Below are 19,899 nucleotides of genomic sequence, written 5' to 3'. Positions count from 1 at the left end.
CAAAGGCGTAGCCTTACGCTGTGAGAACAGCAGGTATTAACAGTTTACAGGAGGGCCGCGAAGAATGGTTTCATCAGTAACCCAACCTGGTGGATAGGGCTCATCAGGCAGGATGACCGGCTGAATAGGAATTGTTATTGGAAAATGTATAAAGCTGTATTCCGGCTTGTAAACGATTTCTGGAACAATCGCTTGCAAGCCGTCAAAATGATAAACCTGTGGAGAAAAGATATGATCTACTTTTGCATGCTCCAGCGCATCGTTGTCATGATGGGTGATATGATCTTCATGGTCATCATCGTGATGGTGAGCCACTATATTATGGAACAGTAACAGGGTTAATCCTGTTATAAAAAAAATTCTGCTGATCCATAGCTTCATATTTCAAATATAGTAGATAATTGCTTAGAACTGCTACATCAAGTTACAACTGCGGTGTAAAAACTAAAAAATTAATTAAGTATTATTTATGGTTTGAAATATTGATTCGGTTTAATTCAGATGAAGGATTGCCATCAGCTGGTAATAGTTCTAACAGAGGAAATTAGTTATCAGATTTTTAATATTTACCTTCTCAGGTATTTTTTAGGTTTTTAAAAGTTTATTCTCAATTAAAAGATATGAAAGTAGTTGGTGCTTGATCAATGCTACTCCTACCCGTTTTTTACTAATTCACGACAGCGGCAGGTCGTTTAGTTGAATTAAAACATTAACTATAAAGTAATTTACATGTCAAAATTTGGCGCAAAAACAACCTTTGGGAGTAATTTTGCGTAACACTTAATAATATTGAAGTATATATTAAATCCCCTATTTAATACTGTTACCTATACTATTATGCTATTTGGTCTGCCTGCCCGTGATCAAAAATAGTACTGACATCTATTTTATATACCTATGATAAAAGCAGATATTGTTGACAAAAAATCGGTGGTTCAATTGCTCACCAAAGCATTTGAGGATAACCAAAGTGTAAATTATATCGTCCTCAATGATGATAAAAGAAAAGAGCGCATTGCAGCCTTAATGGATTATTCATTTGAAATGTGTTCCTTATTCGGTGAAGTGTGGCTTTCAGACGACCGAAAGGCATGCGCCCTTTTACTTTACCCTCAGAACAAGAAAACCACATTATCCGCTATTTTACTGGATGTTCAATTGATATTTAAAGCCATTGGAATTGGCGGCATTAAAAAGGCGCTTGACCGGGAAAAGAAGATCAAATCCAAGCAGGCGAAAGAACCAATGGCTTATTTATGGTTTATCGGCGTTGAGCCATCAGAACAAGGAAAAGGCATGGGAAGTAAGCTTTTACAGGAGGTCATCACCCTTGCGGAAACCCGGCAGTTACCCGTCTACCTTGAAACATCAACCCTAAAAAATCTACCCTGGTATGAACGCTACGGCTTTACCACCTATGACCAGCTTGATTTAACCTATACCCTGTATTTTTTAAAAAGATTGGCGCATAAATTTTAGCGGATACTTAGAACAGAATAAACCTAACCACCTTATTATATGCTCGTCTTCAGAACACAAATTCATATCGTTACTTTCATTTTTATTGTACTGGAACTTATGATGCTCAGTTTCCAGTTTTTTTACTACCTCTTCAGACCGGAGGACAGAAACCGTTTATGGTACTTGATATTGCTGGTGCTAATGCTTTTCTATAATATCACCGGCGGGCTTTTTCCAGACCCGAACATCAAAATATCCATTGAGTTGCAGGAAATGGTCGCTTATGGCAGCGGATTTCTAATGGCTTCCTATTTCCCATTCTATTTTTATAAAGCTTTTGAATTGAAGTCACTACGTTGGCACGCCTACTATGGCGTTCCTTTATTCTTGATGCTTCCCTACGTCATCTTCTTTGTAATTGATTATGCGATAAACGGACATCTCCAAATAGATTTAAAGTATGGAATGATCGTACCATTTATCTACGCGCTGGTATTGCTTTGGGTGATGTTTCGAGCGATCAGACAGAAACAACAAGAAAGCCGGAATCATAAAAAATACCTCGAAGAGACTGCTATGTATCTGGCCATCAGCCCGTGGGCAGCACTGGCGTTTTTCGGTTTTGTCGAACAAAGCCAATTGATTGAAGTATTGTGTACCAACACAGGTATCGTTGCGATAAGTTGTTTATTTATCTGGAAATCTGTAAAAAGAGCACGTTGTGAATACCGGCGTATATTGAAGTTAAATATGGATGGCACTACACCGGAAATTCTACAGGAAAATTTCATTAGGTATCAACTAACTAAAATGGAAATAGAAATAGTACAGGCGATATTAAAAGGATTGAGTAATAAAGAAATAGCCGATACCTTACATATTTCTGAAGAAACCGTAAAAAAGCACATCTACAATACTTTCCGAAAAATGAAAGTTAAAAACCGCGCAGCTATGATCTATAAGTTGCAAAACCTGCATTTTAATATCTTCTTGGCACTTTTTATATAAAATTACCACTTTTTTAGTAGCAGATTTACACCTTTTTGGTATTTTTTGTATTGTTCTTCGATCATAATTTTGGTTTCCTTTTTTGCTAATCAGTTTAAAATGAAACCTATGGAAAAAATTTACGCATTTCCTGCCTAAGTGGAAAGTTGTCGCCAGTGAACGGGCAAGGCAGGTCTTACTTAAATAATATTTCTAAATGTTACAGGAACAAAATTCCCGGCTGTTAAATCAGTTGGAACAGGATTTGGAACATTTATCGTTCCAGAATCATGAGCCGCTTGAAAAATTGACAAAGGCATTAAAGCTGATCAGGCAGGCCCTAAACAAATTGAAAGAGTTTTTAGGAACCCACCCATTTAAAAATGTAGAAGAGCAAATCAACTTTTTCAAGTACGTCAAACCATCTTTTTATCAATGGCAGATCTACTTTACGGAACTCTACACGATTGAAACCGGTTTTCCAATCGGCGATACAGATAAGCAAGTGAATTATCTGAATCAGGAACTACACTATTTTGAACGTTTCTTTCAGCAGTACGCATTTTTATATCAATACTATAAACTGGATGCCGATGAACTGGATAATATCTACTTTATACGCGGCGAACAAGTTCAAAGCGTTCTCCTGCCCGAAGTACCGGACGTAAACCCAACTTTTGCAACAAGTTGCGACTATCTTTTCTCTAAGTTCAAAGCTTTTGAAATGCTCAAAGCATGGGTCATAGAAAAGTTGCTTTACCTCAAGAAAAATCCCGCTTCACCTTTACAGTTGTCGAGCGAACCCGATGAAATGAAATGGACAGGCGACACCATCAATCTTGCGGAGATCGGCATCGGCATCTTTCATACAAAACAACTCAACAACGGCACGGCCACCCTGACTGAAATCTTCCGATGGTTGGAAGATAAGCTTCAGGTTAAAATTGGCATTCCTTCTAAGCGGCTTTCCGAATTACGCCGCAGAAAAAGACTCAGCCGGACGAAATACCTGGATGAAATGAAAGAAAGTGTAATCCTGAAATTGGATAAAGATGACGAGTTTGAATCAATCAGGTAAGGACATGACCATTGAGCTTAAAAAGCCATCGCATAATCAATTAATTTTCAATCGCTTATTGTTTATTTAAGGGATATCCCTCAATGGTTCAAACCAAAATTTGCAGTCTTTGAAAATTTGCTTTTGAAAATCCCGGCATAATGGTGTGCCGGGATAAAAAGCAAATTATTATGGTACTACAACATTTCACATGGCAGCAATTTTTAGTTGCCGCCACCATCCTGACAGCGATCTGGTACGCGGTTATTATCCAGGTCTTTTACCGGCAACGGCTACAGGATCTGCTGCAAGGTAAGAAAAGGGATAACGACCCGCCGGAACCATTGGGCCATGCTTGGGACGAGGATTTTGAGGAAGAGCCTGAAAACGAGCAGGACGACTTGGTGGGTAAATCAGCGATGCCAGAGGGAATGACAAAGGTTAGCATGAGCATGTTTGGCTTTGCACCTGGCGTAAGCGAAGAAGCTCAGGAACAGGAAACAGTAGCAATCAGGCATGAGGAGGATCAATTTAAAAATGACGCCGGGGACGATGACCGGGAAAGCCAGCAAGGCGTAATACCTGATGTGATCGAAGAACTCAAAAGTATCTTCCACATTCTGGAAACAGAAAAAGGCACAAAGGCAGATTTTTTATCCCTTTTTGCTTTAGTAAGCTCCAAGTATCAGCGTATTCGCGGCACTTCAAATCAGCAGGCATTAAATGATTATATCCGCGAATACCTGCCTTTCAGCATCACCGACGAAGAACTTGACAGCCTTTGGGCCTAAGTGCTTCACCCCAATTTTAAAAAAGTCATTTTTTATCTAAAAAAATTAATAATGAAAAATCACATCCCATATACCCTGAAACAACAGGCCCTTTTAAAAACATTAATGTTTGCTGCAGCGCTGTTCACCATTAATTACTGCTTCGCTCAAGACGGAAATTCCGGCATCAATTCAGCTACCACACAGGTTAAAAGCTATTTTGAAAGTGGCTGTAACCTGATGTATGCCATTGGTGCCGTAGTCGGCATAATCGGCGCTATAAAGGTTTTTAACAAATGGAATGCGGGTGAGCCCGATACCAATAAGGTTGCCGCCGCCTGGTTTGGTTCATGTGTTTTCTTAGTCGTTGTTGCCACCGTCCTTAAATCATTTTTTGGCCTTTAAAATTCAAAGTTATGTCACTCTACCAGATCAATAAAGGCGTATCGAAGCCAATAGTTTTCAAGGGGCTGAAAGCACAATACATCGCCTATTTGGCTATAGGGCTGGTCGTTCTGCTGATCAGTTTCGCCATCCTGTATATATGCGGGTTGAGCCTTTGGGTCATTCTGCCTTTGATCGTCGGGTTAGGTACAGCTTTGTTTTTTACCGTTTTTCGTTTAAGCAATACATACGGCGAACATGGCCTTTCCAAACATTTGGCCAAACAACAATTACCCGAATATCTCACGTTCAGGTCAAGGCAGGTATTTATAAATCTTAAAAAATAACATCATGGGAATAGAAATAGGAAAAATTCTGCCCTTAACCAAAGTCGAGAACGGCACGATACTTTCTGCCCAGGGAGATATCACTATCGGGTTTGAGGTGACATTGCCGGAAATATTTACCCTTTCCGACCGCGATTACGAAGCCTATCATCAGGCTTGGGTTAAGGCCATAAGATTACTGCCACAAGGAAGTATCTTCCATAAACAAGATTGGTTCACCGAAAGCAGCTTTAAGGCCGATTTTGAAAAGGCGGGTAAAAGTTTCCTTTCACGGTCAAGCGAGCGTTTCTTTAACGAGCGTGAATGCCTGGAGCATCATTGCTATATCTACCTGACCCAAAAGCCAAAGGACAGGAAATTAGGGTCATCCGTGTACAGCAACCTGTTACGCAAAAGCATCGTACCGCAGCAAACGATCAATCCTGTTAATTTTAAGGACTTTCTGGACAGCGCGGGTCAATTCGAGCGCATTTTAAAAGACAGCGGCTTTCTTACGCTTGCACGTATGAATAATGATGAACTGGCGGGGACAACGGAAAAAGCCGGGGCAATAGAGCGCTATTGCTTTCTTTCCACTCCCGGCAAACGACCGGTATTGCAGGATATTCACATTAAGGACGAGATCAGGATCGGAAACAATCATTGCGAACTTTACACATTGGCCGATGTAGAAGATTTGCCCGCGCTTTGCGGCAGCCGCATCAATTACGATAAATACAGCACCGACCGGACAAAGTTCAGTATCGGCTTTGCTTCGCCGTTGGGCCAGTTGCTTAACTGCAACCACATCCTCAATCAATACGTATTCATTGAGGACAGTCAAAAAACGATCAAGCGTTTGGAAGCAAAGAAATTACGCCTGCAATCCTTGTCGGGTTATTCCCGTGAAAATGCGATCAGCCGCGATGCCGTCAACGATTTTCTGAATGAGGCCATTGGCCAGCAGCGCTTGCCTGTCAAAGCCCACTTCAATGTTTTAGCCTGGTCGGATGATGAGGCCAAAGTAAAAGACCTCAAAAATCTGGTCAGTTCGGCTATGGCCCAGATGGATGCGACCGCCAAACAGGAAACCGACGGTGCGCCGCAAATATGGTTCGCAGGGATGCCGGGCAACGAGGCGGACTTTCCGATGAACGAAACATTTGATACGTTCGTAGAGCAGGCCACATGCTTTTTTAACCTGGAAACCAATTACCGCGACAGCATAAGTCCCTTTGGCATCCGCTTAGGTGACCGGCTTACCGGGAAGCCTGTTCATGTGGATATTTCGGACGAGCCGATGCGTTTAGGATGGACAACTAACCGCTCCAAGTTTACATTAGGGCCGTCAGGTTCAGGCAAAAGTTTTTGGACAAATCACCTGCTCCGTTCCTATTTCGAGCAGGGTGCCCATATCGTGGTCATGGATATCGGTCACAGTTATCGCGGTTTGTGTGAACTGGCCGGAGGCTATTACTTTACTTATTCGGAAAGTGACCCGATCAAATTCAATCCTTTTCATCTGGCCGATGGCGATGTACTGGACACGGAGAAAAAGGAAAGTATTAAAACTTTGCTTTTAGCGCTTTGGAAAAAGGATGATGAACCGTACCGCAGATCAGAATATGTGGCCATATCCAATGCGCTTACCGGCTACTATAAACACCTCGACACCTATCCTGATATTTTCCCTTGCTTCAACACTTTCTATGAATACCTGATGGAGCATTACCTGCAAGTACTGGAAGATGGCAAGGTTAAAGAAAAAGATTTTGACGTGGCCAACTTCCTGTATGTACTGAACCCTTACTATCGCGGCGGTGAATTTGACTACCTGCTCAATGCAACGGAAAACCTCGACCTGCTGCATGAAAGGTTCATTGTATTTGAAATAGATGCCTGTAAAGACCATCCTATACTATTCCCGGTAGTTACCCTGATCATTATGGAAATGATCATTTCTAAAATGAGAAAACTACCCGGCATCCGCAAGGTTGTATTGATTGAGGAATGTTGGAAAGCTATTGCAAAAGAGGGAATGGCTGAATATATCAGGTATTTATACAAGACCATGCGCAAGTTTTATGGTGAACCTATCGTTGTAACTCAGGAGGTTGAGGATATTATCAGCAGCCCTGTAGTCAAACAGGCGATCATTAATAACAGTGACTGTAAGATCTTGCTTGACCAAAGTAAGTATCAGAATAAGTTTGACGCGATACAGGAATTGCTGGGCCTCACGGACAAGGAAAAGGCAATGATACTTTCTATGAACAAGTCCAACGATCCAAGGCGCAAATACAAAGAGGTCTTTATTTCGTTGGGGCAATTCTCTAAAGTTTACCGGACAGAGGTAAGTTTGGAGGAATATTTAGCCTATACAACGGAAGAAAGCGAAAAGGTAAAAGTACATCAATACGCCGCTAAGTACGGCAGCATACAAAAAGGCATTGCCATGCTGGCAATGGAAATGAGAACCAAAAACTGAAGATGATGAAAGCAACATTTAAGATCATGGCAGCTTGTTTATTGTTACTGGCTGCCTGCCAAAACCCAGGCAAAAGCAAGCAAGACTTCATTCCCGGCACTTATGTGCAAAATTCCAAAGGTGAATACGGTGTTGCTGACGACACGCTGATCATTCAACATGCCGATGGAACCAGTTACCAGATCACCCAAAGAACCACTTACCAGGCGATCAGGGACGGAAAGCTGCTGCCAAAAAAACATAAAGTTCAACATCTCGATGCTGCCTGGGACGAAACCAAACAGGAATTAGACGAAACGACAACCGGCAGGATCTATCACGTTGACGTTAAAAACAATGCCTTGACCATCAAGGGCTTTGCCTATCACAAGGTCAACTAAAATCAATTAATCAAATTTATTAACCATTAAATAACGCCCCTTTTTAGGGGCGTAAGGGAGGCTTATGAATATTCCCAGAGGGATTTTACATGCCATTAAAAAACTAAATATCATGAAAAAGTACATGGTCATATTGCCCTTGTCGGCTGTAACCGTATTCGTATCGCTGCCGAAAGGCGCGGATGCGCAGGCCATCATCGGATCGGTACTTGGCGAAACCGTAGGCAGGGTTATCCGTGCTATCGATCTACAGGTACAGCGAATGCAGAACCAAACGATCTGGCTGCAAAACGCACAAAAAGCGCTCGAAAATCAATTATCCAAACTGAAGCTAACGGAAATATCCGATTGGTCGCAAAAACAAAAAGATCTTTATGACGGCTATTACAAGGAGCTTTGGGAGGTTAAATCCGTCATCGCCTATTACGAGCGTATCAAGGGCATCACCCAAGAGCAGGCGGCTTTGGTCGGCCAGTATAATCATGCCTGGAACCTGCTCAAACAGGATAAGCATTTTAATGCCGAAGAACTCAGCTATATGCAATCCGTTTATTCCGGCATCTTACAGGAGAGCGTAAAAAACCTCGATGAAGTTTTGGTCGTCATCAACTCTTTTAAAACGCAGATGAGCGATGCTAAAAGGTTGGAACTGATTGACAAGGCGGCCGACCGTGTGGACACCAATTGCAGCGACCTCAAACAATTCAACAATCAAAACTACCTGTTGAGCATACAGCGGGCCAGGGACGAGAATGAAATCAGCACCTTAAAACGCTATTATGGAATCGACTAAGCTAAGAGCAATGCTGATCTGCCTGCTTTGCGCCCTTTCGGTTTCTGTCAGGGCACAGACATTTGCGGAATGGTTTTCCCAAAAGAAAACGCAAATCAAGTACCTGACACAGCAAATCGCTGCACTGAAGCAATACGGCTCATACGTCAAGCAAGGCTATGCGATCTCACAAAATGGATTACGTAACATAGGCGGCTATATTAAAGGTGAGTACGGTTTGCATAGCGACTATTACACATCGCTTAAAACAGTAAATCCAACTATAAAGGGCAACTCCAAAGCGGATAGCATCATGGCCTATGCCACACAAATTCCGGCGCGGTTTGACCACCTGAATAAGTTAGCGGGACTTGATGAAGATAACCGTGATTATATCGCCAGTGTTAAAGCAAAGGTGCTGGACGAATGTAATAAAGACCTTTCAGAACTGCAATTGGTCATTACCAACGGCGAGGCGCAAATGACGGATGATGAACGTATAAAGCGGCTCGATATGATCTATGTACGCATGAAAGATAAATATGCTTTTACACTATCGTTTTGCGCGCAAGTCAGAACACTCTTATTGCAGCAGCAACAGGAACTTAATGATATAAACACTTTAAAACAACAGTATGGAATCGATTAAAAGACCTGTTAAGCCCACCATTTTAAAAAAGGTTTGGCTTGGACTGATCTGCGGTTTGATGTGCACTTTAAGCTTTCAGTGCGCCAACGCACAAATATCTACTGGTCAGGATATGCAGCAACTGTTACTGGATATTGAAAAGCTGACCCAGTTTAAAGCTATTCTTTCAGATATGCAACAGGGCTATTCTATTTTGACGCAAGGTTATGGACAGGTAAAAGATCTGTCACAAGGGAATTTCAACCTGCATTCGATCTTTTTGAACGCTTTATTGCAGGTCAACCCCGAAATAGCCAAATATGCAAGGGTGGCGGACATCATAGCCGACGAAGCGAACATCTTAACGGAATACAAAAAAGCTTACAGGCAGTTTCAGGGCGGGGGGCATTTCAATGCCGATGAGCTTAACTATCTGGCAAAAGTTTACGCCCAACTCACGGGTGCGGCGCTTAACGATGTGAACGACCTGGCCAACGTTATTACCGCTTCTAAAATGCGGATGAGCGACGACGAACGGCTATTGGCAATTGACCGCATTTACGCTTCGAGCAATGATAAACTGTCATTTCTAAGAGATTTTAACAGCCGTGTAAGCGTCATGGCGCTGCAACGCCAGCAGGAACAGAACGAAGTCAATAACTTAAAAACGCTGTACCCATGAAAAGGAAAATATTATTTACAGGCGCAGCAATGCTCATTTTGAGCAGTGCCGCCACAACAGCGAGTGCACAGGATATCGCCAGCAGCCTCAAAGGGATGCAGCCGATATTGAATAACGTCTACAATACGATGATACCCATGTGCAGCAACCTGATCGACGCTGCAAGAGGGATTGCGGGTTTTGCTGCCTTATGGTATATCGCTTCAAGAGTGTGGCGGCAAATCGCTCATGCGGAACCGCTGGACTTTTACCCGCTCTTACGGCCTTTCGCATTAGGCATGGCGATTATGATGTTCCCGCTCGTTATTAGCTTAATGAATGGCATCATGCAACCCATTGTTTCAGCTACCGGTGCAATGGTAACCAATTCCGATAATAGCATTGCCCTTTTACTCAAACAAAAGCAGGACGCCATAAAGAACAGCAGTGCCTACCAAATGTACATTGGCGACGATGGCCAGGGTGACAGGCAAAAGTGGTATAAGTATACCCATCCTGACGATCAGAACGGCCAGAACGAGGGCACTTTAGCATCTATCGGGAATGACGTAAAATTTTGGATGGACAAGCAAGCCTACAATTTTAAGAACAGCATTAAACAATGGATGTCCGAAATTTTGCAGGTATTATATGCGGCAGCGATACTTTGTATCAACACGATACGCACCTTTTACCTGATCGTACTGGCCATACTTGGCCCGCTCGTATTTGGCTTCGCTGTCTTTGATGGTTTACAGCACTCCTTACAGCAATGGATAGCACGCTATATCAATATCTTTTTGTGGCTGCCTATCGCGAATATCTTCGGCAGTATCATCGGCCAGGTGCAACAGCAAATGATCAAGCTGGATATTTCGCAGATACAAAGCGCAGGTGATACCTTCTTTTCGTCCACAGACACGGCATATTTGATATTTCTCTGCATTGGAATAGTCGGGTATTTCTCGGTACCGAGCGTAGCCAATTATGTGATACATGCACACGGCGGTAATGGTTTATTAACGAAAGTTACCAGTGTAGCGGCGAGCACTGTCACCACGACCGTCGGCGCAGCATCCGCAGCCGGGGGAGCTATTGGCGACCGGATGGAACAAGGCGGTGCCAATCTCATTAATGCACCTAAAAATTTTATGGAGGGCTATCGGGGTGCAGGCAACAGCTATCAAAAAGACCGGCTATCCGGCAAAGAAAGCTAATTATTTAATGACCATTAAAGCCCGGCAACGGGGTTAGGAGGCTTATGTTTCAACAATTTAAAAATATCGACACTGCTTTTAAGCATATCAAGCTGTTTAGTTACCTACTGATTTTCGCTTGCATCGCCATAACCTGCTTTGCGGTTTATAAAAGCTATCAAAGTTCGGACAATTTTAAAAACCACATTTACGTACTGGCTAACGGCAAGGCTTTAGAGGCCATTGCATCAGGTCGCAAGGATAACGTTCCCGTGGAATGCCGCGATCACATCAAGACGTTTCACGAGGACTTTTTTAACCTCGACCCTGATGACAAACAGATACAAGCTACCATCAATAAAGCTTTGTATTTAGCGGATGGCAGCGCAAAGACCGCCTATGACAATTTACGCGAAGCGGGTTATTATAACAACCTGATCTCCGGTAATATCAGTCAGCAGATCGCGGTTGACAGCATTAAGCTGGATGTGAACCAATATCCTTACGCTTTTACGTGCTACGCTACGGAAAAACTGATCAGAAGCACATCGACTACCACCCGCAGCCTGATCACACAAGGTTTTTTACGAAATGTAGGCCGCAGCGACAATAACCCGCATGGCTTTTTGATCGAACGTTGGGAAACGGTTGAGAACAAGGACGAACAGTTTAAAAGCACACAGCCATGAGAATATTTAAAAAAAGAAAAGCAGGCAGTGCCATAGATGAACAGGCGTGGATGAGAGCAAGCCTGCTTATCGCAGATAAGCAACGTAAAGCTGCCGATTATTTGAGCAGGAAAACGCAATACTGGAGCCGAAATTCCAAGATCATTGCATTGGTTATGTTCTGTCTGCTATTCGGCGGGGCCTGTTTTCTGCTGCTCATTAAAGCTATTATTCACTTTTAGAAAAATAATGATGACAACACAAGAAGAAAGAAAACGGAAATTGTTATTGTTCCTGCCACTTTTGTTATTTCCATTCTTAGCATTAGGGTTCTACGCATTAGGCGGCGGCAGAAACGATAACCAGTTGCAGACGGCTACCGCCAACAAGGGTATCAATACGGATCTTCCCGGCGCAAAATTAAAAACTAATAAGTCCCAGGATAAATTGAGCCTGATGGATAACGCAAAAAGAGACAGTGCTTCCGAACGTTCTAAAACAGCCGCAGGCGCTTTTGCCGCATTAGGTTGGGACACTGCAAAATTTAGCCAAAAGCATGACCCGGCAAAAACAGCCGAAGCTAACGAGATGCAGATCAAAAATCGCCTGGCCCAAATCAATCAGCAGATCAATCAGCCGGTACCTATTAGTAAATCCCCTGCTAATGACTATACGGCCTCGTCAAAGTCTGCTGATCTCGAAAGACTGGAAAAATTGCTGCAACAAAAACAGGAAAGCAGTGAACCAGACCCGCAAATGCAACAACTGAATACCATGCTCGATAAGATCATGCAAATTCAAAACCCACCTTTGGTGAAGGACAAACCCAAATCAAAAGAGGCCGCTGTACCAGACAGCGCATTTAAAGCAATACCGGCAATCATCGACGGCAATCAAAAGATACCGCCAGGCGGTGTTGTCAGATTGAAGCTGAAAGATACGGTTACTATTAACGGCATTACTTTTCCGAAAGGCCAGGCATTATCCGGTATGTGTGCCTTAACTAATCAAAGGCTCTTACTGGATATTAAGAACATCCGTTTAGGCACAACGATCATCCCGGTTAATCTCACCGTGTTTTCGCTCGACGGCCTGGCGGGCATCAATGCGCCGGAAGCGGAATTAGCGGGGGCTGCCGGGGATGGTGCAAATGGCGCTTTGGAAAATATGCAGTTCCTTTCTATGGATCAATCGCTTTCGACACAGGCGGCGACAGCCGGTATTTCGGCGGCAAAAGGGCTGTTGGGTAAAAAGGTCAAAAAGATAAGGGTGAAGCTAAAAGGTAACGAAACGGTCTTACTGCGTAATAATCAGCAAAAATAGCGAGCTATGAAAAAGGATATAAACAGGGCTGAACAGCTTTGGCAGAATTGGGAAGAACGTCAGCTGCGTATGGAAAAGCTATTGGGCAGCAGTGCCGAAAGTATCAGGGCTATACAGCGGGAGAAATACGATTTTATGCGCAAGGGCCTATACAGGCTATCTGTTCAGCCCAACGAAAAGGAAATGGTTTACCTTAATGCCATTGCCTTGGTCACACGCAACCTGCAAAAAAAATTATATCCGAATCGCTTCATCAGGCTGATGCACCAGATCAAAGCAAGCTTGTACGATAAACCGGTGCACTTGCGCCGGTTCCAACATCAAAAGGAAGCTGGCCTTGATCTGCTTAAACACCAGTTTAAAGCGTTAGGGTTGTCATCGTATAGCGGCAAGCTTGAAAATTATCTGGATTATGAAAGTAATCGCATAGGTATTCCAATGACTACCCAATTAGCAGACAAGAGTACACTCGACATCGTAGTACGTTTGGAAAAAGATAAAACGGGTGAATATCATTTTATTGACTACAAAGCTACGGTACTTAGGGATGGGCAGCCCGAAAGATCGCACACGTTTAATGCCGATACGTCTGTGAGGGCGCAGGAAGCCGTTAACCTTTTGAGCGGGAGGCCAGTATTAAAATCGTATGAAACTGCGGATGGGCTGACCGCTCAAAAATGGATACAACTTGATCTTACGACAAACCTTGCCAGCGATCAATACAAAACAAAAGAATATCACCACGCAGGCGGGTTGGAAAGATCGTTAAACGAGGTCTTTCCCAAAATTGGCATCACGGGTGCGAATAAAAAGGAATTGTTAAACGAATTGCAGCAAGGTAACCAAATTGCTTATCAGGCGCGTCCGCCCATTGGTGAAATGCTATACCTGGAAGCCAATCCGGCAGAACAATCCATATTGATACGTGACCAAAATAACCAACCTGTCAGCATAGAAACATTAATGGAAAGAAAGGAGGACGCACAAAAGCTACGTTCCGAAAACACCCTTACACTGGTCAAACAAAAAGAATCTGATAAAGAGCAGTCACAATCGCTGGGCATTGGATAGCTATATTTTTATCATAGCAAACTCATATCATGAATTTAGAAACCAAACATGCTGAACTGGTAATTAGGTTACTGGAAAATGCCCAGAAAGCGGGGCATCAATATGTGGTATTTGAAATGCAACCAAGCGATTTGCAATTGCAACCATATCAGCTTCAGTTTTTCAAATCACGCAACGCTGCTCTCGATTACCTTGAAATGAAATCCGGCTTTGGCTCTTTGCCAGGTGATAACCATGATCCGGTATACTATCGCACTATAGATCAGATGATCAATGAAGTAAAAGAATTTAATCAGTTAACAAAACAAGAAGTTATGAATTACAACAATCTGGAAAATCTGAAAGAAGAATTAACGAAGCTTCGTTTCAGTGAAAAAACCATAGCTGCCATGCAGCAGCAAATGGAAAAGGGCGTGCCTGAATTTTCGTTAAATGACAAAATGAAAGGCACCAGGGGACAAGTGGACATGACACTGCATTTCAAACAGTCCGGCCAATCCGAAAACTATTACTTCAACAAATTTGAGGTAACGTTGAATACGGCTAAACCGTTGGAAGAGGGTCAAAAGTATATGGTCATATCACCCAATCCAAATGAGCAGGGTAAAAATCTGGTAAAACCATTTGCCCACATGCACGAGGCCATAGCATTTTTTAAGGAACAAAAAGGCGACAGTGTATTGGCCGCTGGCAAGGATGCTGCACACAAAACAGAACTTGCCAAAATGGAAAAAGGAAAGGTCAACTATGTTGCCAAAGAGTTTCAAGTGCCGTTCCGCAGTCCGGCGAAAACGCAGACGTTCTTTGTCGAGCGTGGCAAAGGGTTCACCGCCGAGCAGGGAGCCAATCTTATACAGGGCCGCGCGGTTTATCGTGATGATTTGGTTAACGCTGCCGGTGCGTATAAAGCGTGGATCAAGTTGGATATGGACAGTCCTAAAGACCGTTATCAGAACTATACGACCAACCAGTACCATGTTCCGACTTATGGTTTTGATTTAGAAAAGGTGCTGGAAAAGTTTCAGATCAAGGAACTAAATGACCCTGCTAAAAAAGAGGCTTTGGTAGAATCCCTGCATAATGGTAACCGTCCATCCATCACGACCGTTAAAGATGGGCAGGAAATCAAATTGAATATTGAGGCAGTACCACGCTACGGCCAGATCAATATGTTCCAGGATAACGGCAAACCTGAAAAAAGGGAACAGTTTCTTAAAGAACCTGCGCTTAACAATAACCTTAACGTCGGCAAAGCAAAAGAGAAAGAGCAGGAACAAGGAATGGGAGTTTAACTCCCATTCCTTTAGGATTTAACAATTAACAAAATTATTTATATTAAAATCATCATCATGAGTAAGATCGCAAAATTGAAAGACTTGGTTTCTTCAGCAGAAGCTGATGCTACAAAGTTCTATGAAAAAGGAAACAGTACAGCCGGTACCAGGCTCCGCAAAGCCTTACAGGAAATCAAGGTTACGGCACAGGAAATCCGTCAGGATGTAACCACTAAGAAAAAAGCCAACTAAGGAAAAAAGCTTATTAACAGCCCCCTGCATTAAACAGGGGGTTGTTTACTTTTATGCGATATTGTATCCTATATTTGATAGAAATCTAAAGCCCTATATATGTCCGAAACAAACCATGAATTGAGCCCCGAATATTTTAATCAATTACTTACGACCAAGTTTACAAATGATCAATATGAAATAAACTTCGAAAAAAACACGCCCAATGTACTTACCATAACGTTTAAACATCGTACATCAGGGGAAGAAAAAAGTAGTGACGTTGGTCTGCAAAAAAATGATAAAGGCGAATTAATAGTTACTATGCTTAATTACAAGTTATATTTCCAATTAATTGCCCCAAATGTGTACTCGTCATTCGTTGAAAAGATTGTAGCTGGCACTGAAGAATTTATAACCATTTTAAATGACCAGCTTGTTTCAGTAACCGATGATACTGGCATTGTCGCCGAAAACAATAAAAGATATCTGAATATTAAAGATGTCAGCGATTATGATGACATTCAAGCCCAATAGGTTATATGGGCTTAGAATCATTAAATAATCTTTTACAGCAGATACAATCCATTAACACTCGTTATTTAACAATTAACGAACTTACCGGTGAAAACTTCAATGTCTTCCGCATACTAAAACTGGAATCCGCTGAAGTCAGAATGCATTCCGCCTTTATTGCCGAACTCTTAAATCCCAAAGGTTCGCATGGGCAAAAAGACACTTTTCTTAAATTATTCATAAAATCATTCTGCTTTAAACAGAATGATATTGATACTGAAAGTTGCACAGTCCATGTTGAAAAGCATACTGGTTTAATCACCAACAATGGCACCGAAGGTGGAAGAATAGATATTTTAGTCACTGACAAATTCCAAAATCATATTATTATTGAAAACAAGATATATGCCGGTGATCAGGCTAACCAAATCTTAAGATATTATAAATATTCCCCAAAGGCAGATCTCATCTATCTCTCATTAAACGGCAAAGAACCTGAATATTATAGCAAGGAAGAACTTGAAAGCGGCATACATTATAAATGTTTCTCCTATGGTCACCATATTTACCAATGGCTGGAAGCGTGTCGCAAAGAAGTTGCCGTTTTACCGATTATCAGGGAGTCCTTAACGCAATATTTAAATCTCGTTAAATACTTAACCAATCAAACTTTAAATGAAACTATGAAAAACGAAGTTGCCGTATTAATGTCAAAAAGTCTTGAAGCCTCATTTATCATACATGAAAATTTAGATAATGCCTGTTTGCTCCTACTTGAACAATTTTATGATGAATTAGCCAATATTGCTAACGAACTGAAATTACACTATGAATATAATATTGACTTTAATACTAATTATAGAGGATTTTGGTTTTGGAATGAGGAATGGAAACATGTAGGCATCACTTTTCAATTTTGGAGTTACGACAAAGATTTGGTTTATGGATTTACAGCTAAGAGCGATCCGGATAAAGTTGATACACCGTTGGAGTTGCCTATTGAGATAAAGTCGGCATTGGGAAGTCTGATAAATAACAAGAATAAAGAAAATGCCTGGTGGCCGCTGTACCAGCGAATCGAAGACCCTTATCGCAACTGGAGTAAATATGAAGCTTGGAAAGCAATAGAAAACGGTGAAATGGCGGCAATGGTAAAAGAAAAAATTGAATATCTTTTAAAACTTGCAGCCGGAATCTCACTATAAATAAACTTTAAAATCGCATTGACATTTTGCCATCATGAAAGATTTATTGACAAAATATACCGAAAACGGCTCTTTTAACTTTTTTCCTGACAACGAGCCATTTAAGCAATGCAATGCCCCAAGCGATAAGAGCGGTATCTATTTAATTTATGCCCTAACCAACGGCGAAGAAAAACTTGTTTACATTGGAAGCTCAGGTAAATTATTACCCAATGGCAAAGTAAGTATAAGAAAAGGCTTAGGTGGTATTAGGGATAGGCTAATTAATGGAAGATATACTTATAAAGACAATGGGGCAAAAGTTAAATTAAAAAGATCTAAATTCTGGCTACAACTAATGGCAACTGAAAAGATTGATAGTTTGAAGATATGCTGGTTTGTAACTCATAATGAACATTATAATGATTGCCCCTTAAAAAAAGATGCTGAATTGCGAAAATTACACATAGAACTACACGGCCGGCTTCCAGATTGGAATCGGATATGATCATTCCTAAAAATTATTAACAAAAGTTTTGACCACTTGAATATTTAAATACTCATTCATTAATTCGGTATAAAACTCTTTTAACTTACTTTCCTGACTTTCCTCAATATCAGACCCTCTTAAAATATCCGTTACTGCAATTTCCGACCGCCATAGTTTATCATATTGGCTCATCTCGTTGAAATAGGCATCCGTTTCCTCATGGCACATCCTAAAATCACTGATGGAAATAAAACCACCCATATCTACCCCTAATTCACTAATCAAAAAATCACCCAGGGCCTCTGTATATTTATCTTCCATATCCATTTCCAACGATATGATTATCACACTGAACACGCATAAGAAAGTCAAGGCGTTTTTGTTCCACCTGACCCGTTTAAATTGCGGGTCTTTAAGCACACTCATTTGTTCAGCAGTTATTCCGGCCCGTGCCTGAATACGGTCAATAGCATTACGGATTTCGGCTTGCGTATGGGGAATTTCGGCTTCCTCTTTAAAAAGTAAAGCAGGTAGCGCATATTGAGTACCGATAATCGCCAAATTAAAGCAGGCACCATAAATAAGAAATGGAATATCTGTTCCCGCCAATACGTCAATAAAAAAATCTTCATCGCTGGCTATGCTCTTGTCAGTCTCGTTCATCCATGAACTTATATTTTCAAAACTGTCTTTAACCATAAAAACATCAAAGGCAGAATTATAATCAATGTTATCGGCAAGTAAGAAATACAAATGATCTTTTAGTTCAGACATACCCAATAGTTTATTTTAAAATATTAAAAGCTATCGCACAAATTTATTGCACAAAAAGTTCGAAAAGTGGGACATGCTAATTTATTTAACATCAGCAGTTGCAGCCGCTTCGTTCCTCTGCCGCTTCTCTGCAATGGAAATACGGGTTGCGTTCCGCCCCATATTTTATTTACCGCCCTTTTTTAAGTGATTTTCAACTCCTTATAAGCTTATTCATTTTACTCCACTGGCTTTTTACAAAGCAAATTTCTGAACGGCAGGTCTGAATGTCAAGACCGGGGCCTGCGGTTTTTGGAAAAAAATCTTCCCTGCTCGCTGCGCTCACGAGGTTTTTTTTTCCAAAAAGTCTTGCCCTTCAGACTGCCGTGTTCAGGTGAGTTGCTCAATAAAAAGCCACCGGAGGCTGCTGCCGAGGGTGACTGACTTAAAGAGGAAAAACCATGAACGCAGAAAAAACATCAAAAGGGAGAAGCCCACCGCACAGCCCGAAGCGTTGCGACAGGTCGCAACGACTGACACCCGGCACACGCCCTTTCGGGCAATTAATCCATACAGTTAAAACAATTTTAAAATTAGAAATCATGAAAACCACAGTAATAGAAAGCGGAAAAAACAACAAAGTTGAGAACAAAGCACAGAACGGCACAGCAGATAGAGTTAATAACCTGCCCGTTAGCACTTCTTTTAATGCACCGGCTAAAAAGGAAGAGCCGAAAAAAGACGAGCCGGTTAAAACCGAACCTGTCAAAGAAACCGCTAAACCAGCACTTAACGGGTACGACACCGCAAAAGCTGAACAGCCGAAAGCAGAAGAAAAGCCACAGGAGCAGCCAAAGGCCGAACCGACCAAAGCAGAGGTAAAGGCAACCATTAAACCCGTGCTTAATTTGGAGGGTACGCTAAAGTGGATTGAAGAAATGCACCGCAAGAGCAACCAACGCAATAAGCTACAGGACACGATTAAAAACTTAGAAAGTTTTGAAGTGGAATTGCGGGACGAGGCAGACACTACCGACACCAATTACTATACCGGGTGTGTGCTGACCATCGAGGACGACAAACGCAACAAGTTTGAAACCAAGAACCCGACTATCATTTGGGCTGTAGCACAAATGGTAAACAGCATGTGCGTTGATAAACTGGCAGAGATTGAAGCCTCAATCGTATTGCCCCAATAATTAAATAAATGCCCCCTGCAACATTGCAAGGGGGCATAATTAATCCATAAACACATAATCAGGATATACCCATGTACGAG

General features: G+C 41.8%; 24 protein-coding genes. 22 read left to right on the top strand and 2 right to left on the bottom strand.

Annotated features, from left to right (window positions below; translation table 11 throughout):
• Window positions 1–36: 36 nt before the first annotated feature.
• The gene (locus tag G7092_RS18840; RefSeq protein WP_166091419.1) at window positions 37–381 is read right to left on the bottom strand and encodes a hypothetical protein; all 345 of its coding nucleotides are present in this window, start codon (window positions 379–381) and stop codon (window positions 37–39) included.
• Between the two features lie 516 nt (window positions 382–897).
• Between G7092_RS18840 and G7092_RS18835 the strand changes: the two genes are divergently transcribed.
• From G7092_RS18835 to G7092_RS18735, 21 genes are all read left to right on the top strand, one after another.
• Window positions 898–1,479, top strand: a complete 582-nt coding sequence (locus G7092_RS18835) for a GNAT family N-acetyltransferase (RefSeq protein WP_166091418.1) — start codon at window positions 898–900, stop codon at window positions 1,477–1,479.
• Window positions 1,480–1,518: 39 nt separating this feature from the next.
• Window positions 1,519–2,469 carry a response regulator transcription factor gene (locus tag G7092_RS18830; RefSeq protein ID WP_166091417.1) on the top strand — a complete coding sequence of 317 codons (951 nt, stop codon included), beginning with the start codon at window positions 1,519–1,521 and terminating at the stop codon, window positions 2,467–2,469.
• A 196-nt stretch (window positions 2,470–2,665) separates the two neighbouring features.
• Window positions 2,666–3,526, top strand: coding sequence for an RteC domain-containing protein (locus tag G7092_RS18825; protein WP_166091416.1), 861 nt, complete (start codon window positions 2,666–2,668; stop codon window positions 3,524–3,526).
• A gap of 170 nt (window positions 3,527–3,696) precedes the next feature.
• Window positions 3,697–4,296, top strand: a complete 600-nt coding sequence (locus G7092_RS18820) for a hypothetical protein (RefSeq protein ID WP_166091415.1) — start codon at window positions 3,697–3,699, stop codon at window positions 4,294–4,296.
• 51 nt (window positions 4,297–4,347) lie between these two features.
• Entirely contained in the window at window positions 4,348–4,680 is a 333-nt protein-coding gene (locus tag G7092_RS18815) for a DUF4134 domain-containing protein (protein ID WP_166091414.1), read from the top strand.
• 11 nt (window positions 4,681–4,691) lie between these two features.
• Window positions 4,692–5,006, top strand: coding sequence for a DUF4133 domain-containing protein (locus tag G7092_RS18810; protein WP_166091412.1), 315 nt, complete (start codon window positions 4,692–4,694; stop codon window positions 5,004–5,006).
• Between the two features lie 4 nt (window positions 5,007–5,010).
• Window positions 5,011–7,473, top strand: a complete 2,463-nt coding sequence (locus tag G7092_RS18805) for a TraG family conjugative transposon ATPase (protein ID WP_166091411.1) — start codon at window positions 5,011–5,013, stop codon at window positions 7,471–7,473.
• 5 nt (window positions 7,474–7,478) lie between these two features.
• Window positions 7,479–7,853, top strand: coding sequence for a hypothetical protein (locus G7092_RS18800; RefSeq protein WP_166091410.1), 375 nt, complete (start codon window positions 7,479–7,481; stop codon window positions 7,851–7,853).
• 112 nt (window positions 7,854–7,965) lie between these two features.
• Window positions 7,966–8,646 (top strand): conjugal transfer protein TraI, encoded by a 681-nt coding sequence (locus G7092_RS18795; RefSeq protein ID WP_235953892.1) that lies wholly within the window; start codon window positions 7,966–7,968, stop codon window positions 8,644–8,646.
• Entirely contained in the window at window positions 8,633–9,274 is a 642-nt protein-coding gene (locus tag G7092_RS18790) for a hypothetical protein (protein WP_166091408.1), read from the top strand. The genes G7092_RS18795 and G7092_RS18790 overlap by 14 nt, the downstream gene beginning before the upstream one ends.
• On the top strand, window positions 9,261–9,935 hold the full coding sequence (locus G7092_RS18785) for a TerB family tellurite resistance protein (RefSeq protein WP_166091407.1): 675 nt from the start codon (window positions 9,261–9,263) through the stop codon (window positions 9,933–9,935). The genes G7092_RS18790 and G7092_RS18785 overlap by 14 nt, the downstream gene beginning before the upstream one ends.
• Window positions 9,932–11,131, top strand: coding sequence for a conjugative transposon protein TraJ (traJ, locus tag G7092_RS18780; protein ID WP_166091406.1), 1,200 nt, complete (start codon window positions 9,932–9,934; stop codon window positions 11,129–11,131). The genes G7092_RS18785 and traJ overlap by 4 nt, the downstream gene beginning before the upstream one ends.
• Before the next feature lie 44 nt (window positions 11,132–11,175).
• Window positions 11,176–11,799: a conjugative transposon protein TraK gene (gene traK, locus G7092_RS18775; protein ID WP_166091405.1), complete on the top strand. Its 624-nt coding sequence runs from the start codon at window positions 11,176–11,178 to the stop codon at window positions 11,797–11,799.
• Window positions 11,796–12,020, top strand: coding sequence for a hypothetical protein (locus G7092_RS18770; RefSeq protein WP_166091404.1), 225 nt, complete (start codon window positions 11,796–11,798; stop codon window positions 12,018–12,020). The genes traK and G7092_RS18770 overlap by 4 nt, the downstream gene beginning before the upstream one ends.
• A gap of 7 nt (window positions 12,021–12,027) precedes the next feature.
• Window positions 12,028–13,101, top strand: coding sequence for a conjugative transposon protein TraM (gene traM, locus G7092_RS18765; RefSeq protein WP_166091402.1), 1,074 nt, complete (start codon window positions 12,028–12,030; stop codon window positions 13,099–13,101).
• A gap of 6 nt (window positions 13,102–13,107) precedes the next feature.
• On the top strand, window positions 13,108–14,172 hold the full coding sequence (locus G7092_RS18760; RefSeq protein WP_166091401.1) for a hypothetical protein: 1,065 nt from the start codon (window positions 13,108–13,110) through the stop codon (window positions 14,170–14,172).
• A gap of 29 nt (window positions 14,173–14,201) precedes the next feature.
• Window positions 14,202–15,464 (top strand): hypothetical protein, encoded by a 1,263-nt coding sequence (locus G7092_RS18755; protein ID WP_166091400.1) that lies wholly within the window; start codon window positions 14,202–14,204, stop codon window positions 15,462–15,464.
• A 57-nt stretch (window positions 15,465–15,521) separates the two neighbouring features.
• Window positions 15,522–15,698, top strand: a complete 177-nt coding sequence (locus G7092_RS18750) for a BF3379 family histone-like protein (RefSeq protein WP_166091399.1) — start codon at window positions 15,522–15,524, stop codon at window positions 15,696–15,698.
• Window positions 15,699–15,797: 99 nt separating this feature from the next.
• On the top strand, window positions 15,798–16,214 hold the full coding sequence (locus G7092_RS18745) for a hypothetical protein (RefSeq protein WP_166091398.1): 417 nt from the start codon (window positions 15,798–15,800) through the stop codon (window positions 16,212–16,214).
• Between the two features lie 5 nt (window positions 16,215–16,219).
• Entirely contained in the window at window positions 16,220–17,398 is a 1,179-nt protein-coding gene (locus tag G7092_RS18740; RefSeq protein WP_166091397.1) for a PDDEXK-like family protein, read from the top strand.
• A gap of 34 nt (window positions 17,399–17,432) precedes the next feature.
• Window positions 17,433–17,885: a hypothetical protein gene (locus G7092_RS18735; RefSeq protein ID WP_166091396.1), complete on the top strand. Its 453-nt coding sequence runs from the start codon at window positions 17,433–17,435 to the stop codon at window positions 17,883–17,885.
• A gap of 6 nt (window positions 17,886–17,891) precedes the next feature.
• Here the strand turns inward: G7092_RS18735 and G7092_RS18730 are convergent, their stop codons facing one another.
• Window positions 17,892–18,641: a hypothetical protein gene (locus tag G7092_RS18730; protein ID WP_166091395.1), complete on the bottom strand. Its 750-nt coding sequence runs from the start codon at window positions 18,639–18,641 to the stop codon at window positions 17,892–17,894.
• Between the two features lie 581 nt (window positions 18,642–19,222).
• On the opposite strand from G7092_RS18730, the gene G7092_RS18725 reads away from it, so the two are divergent.
• Window positions 19,223–19,819 carry a hypothetical protein gene (locus G7092_RS18725; RefSeq protein ID WP_202985358.1) on the top strand — a complete coding sequence of 199 codons (597 nt, stop codon included), beginning with the start codon at window positions 19,223–19,225 and terminating at the stop codon, window positions 19,817–19,819.
• The last annotated feature ends 80 nt before the right edge of the window (window positions 19,820–19,899 follow it).

The sequence above is a fragment of the Mucilaginibacter inviolabilis genome (genome assembly GCF_011089895.1).
Taxonomy (GTDB): Bacteria; Bacteroidota; Bacteroidia; order Sphingobacteriales; family Sphingobacteriaceae; genus Mucilaginibacter; species Mucilaginibacter inviolabilis.
This window is presented reverse-complemented; position numbering and strand designations above follow the sequence as displayed.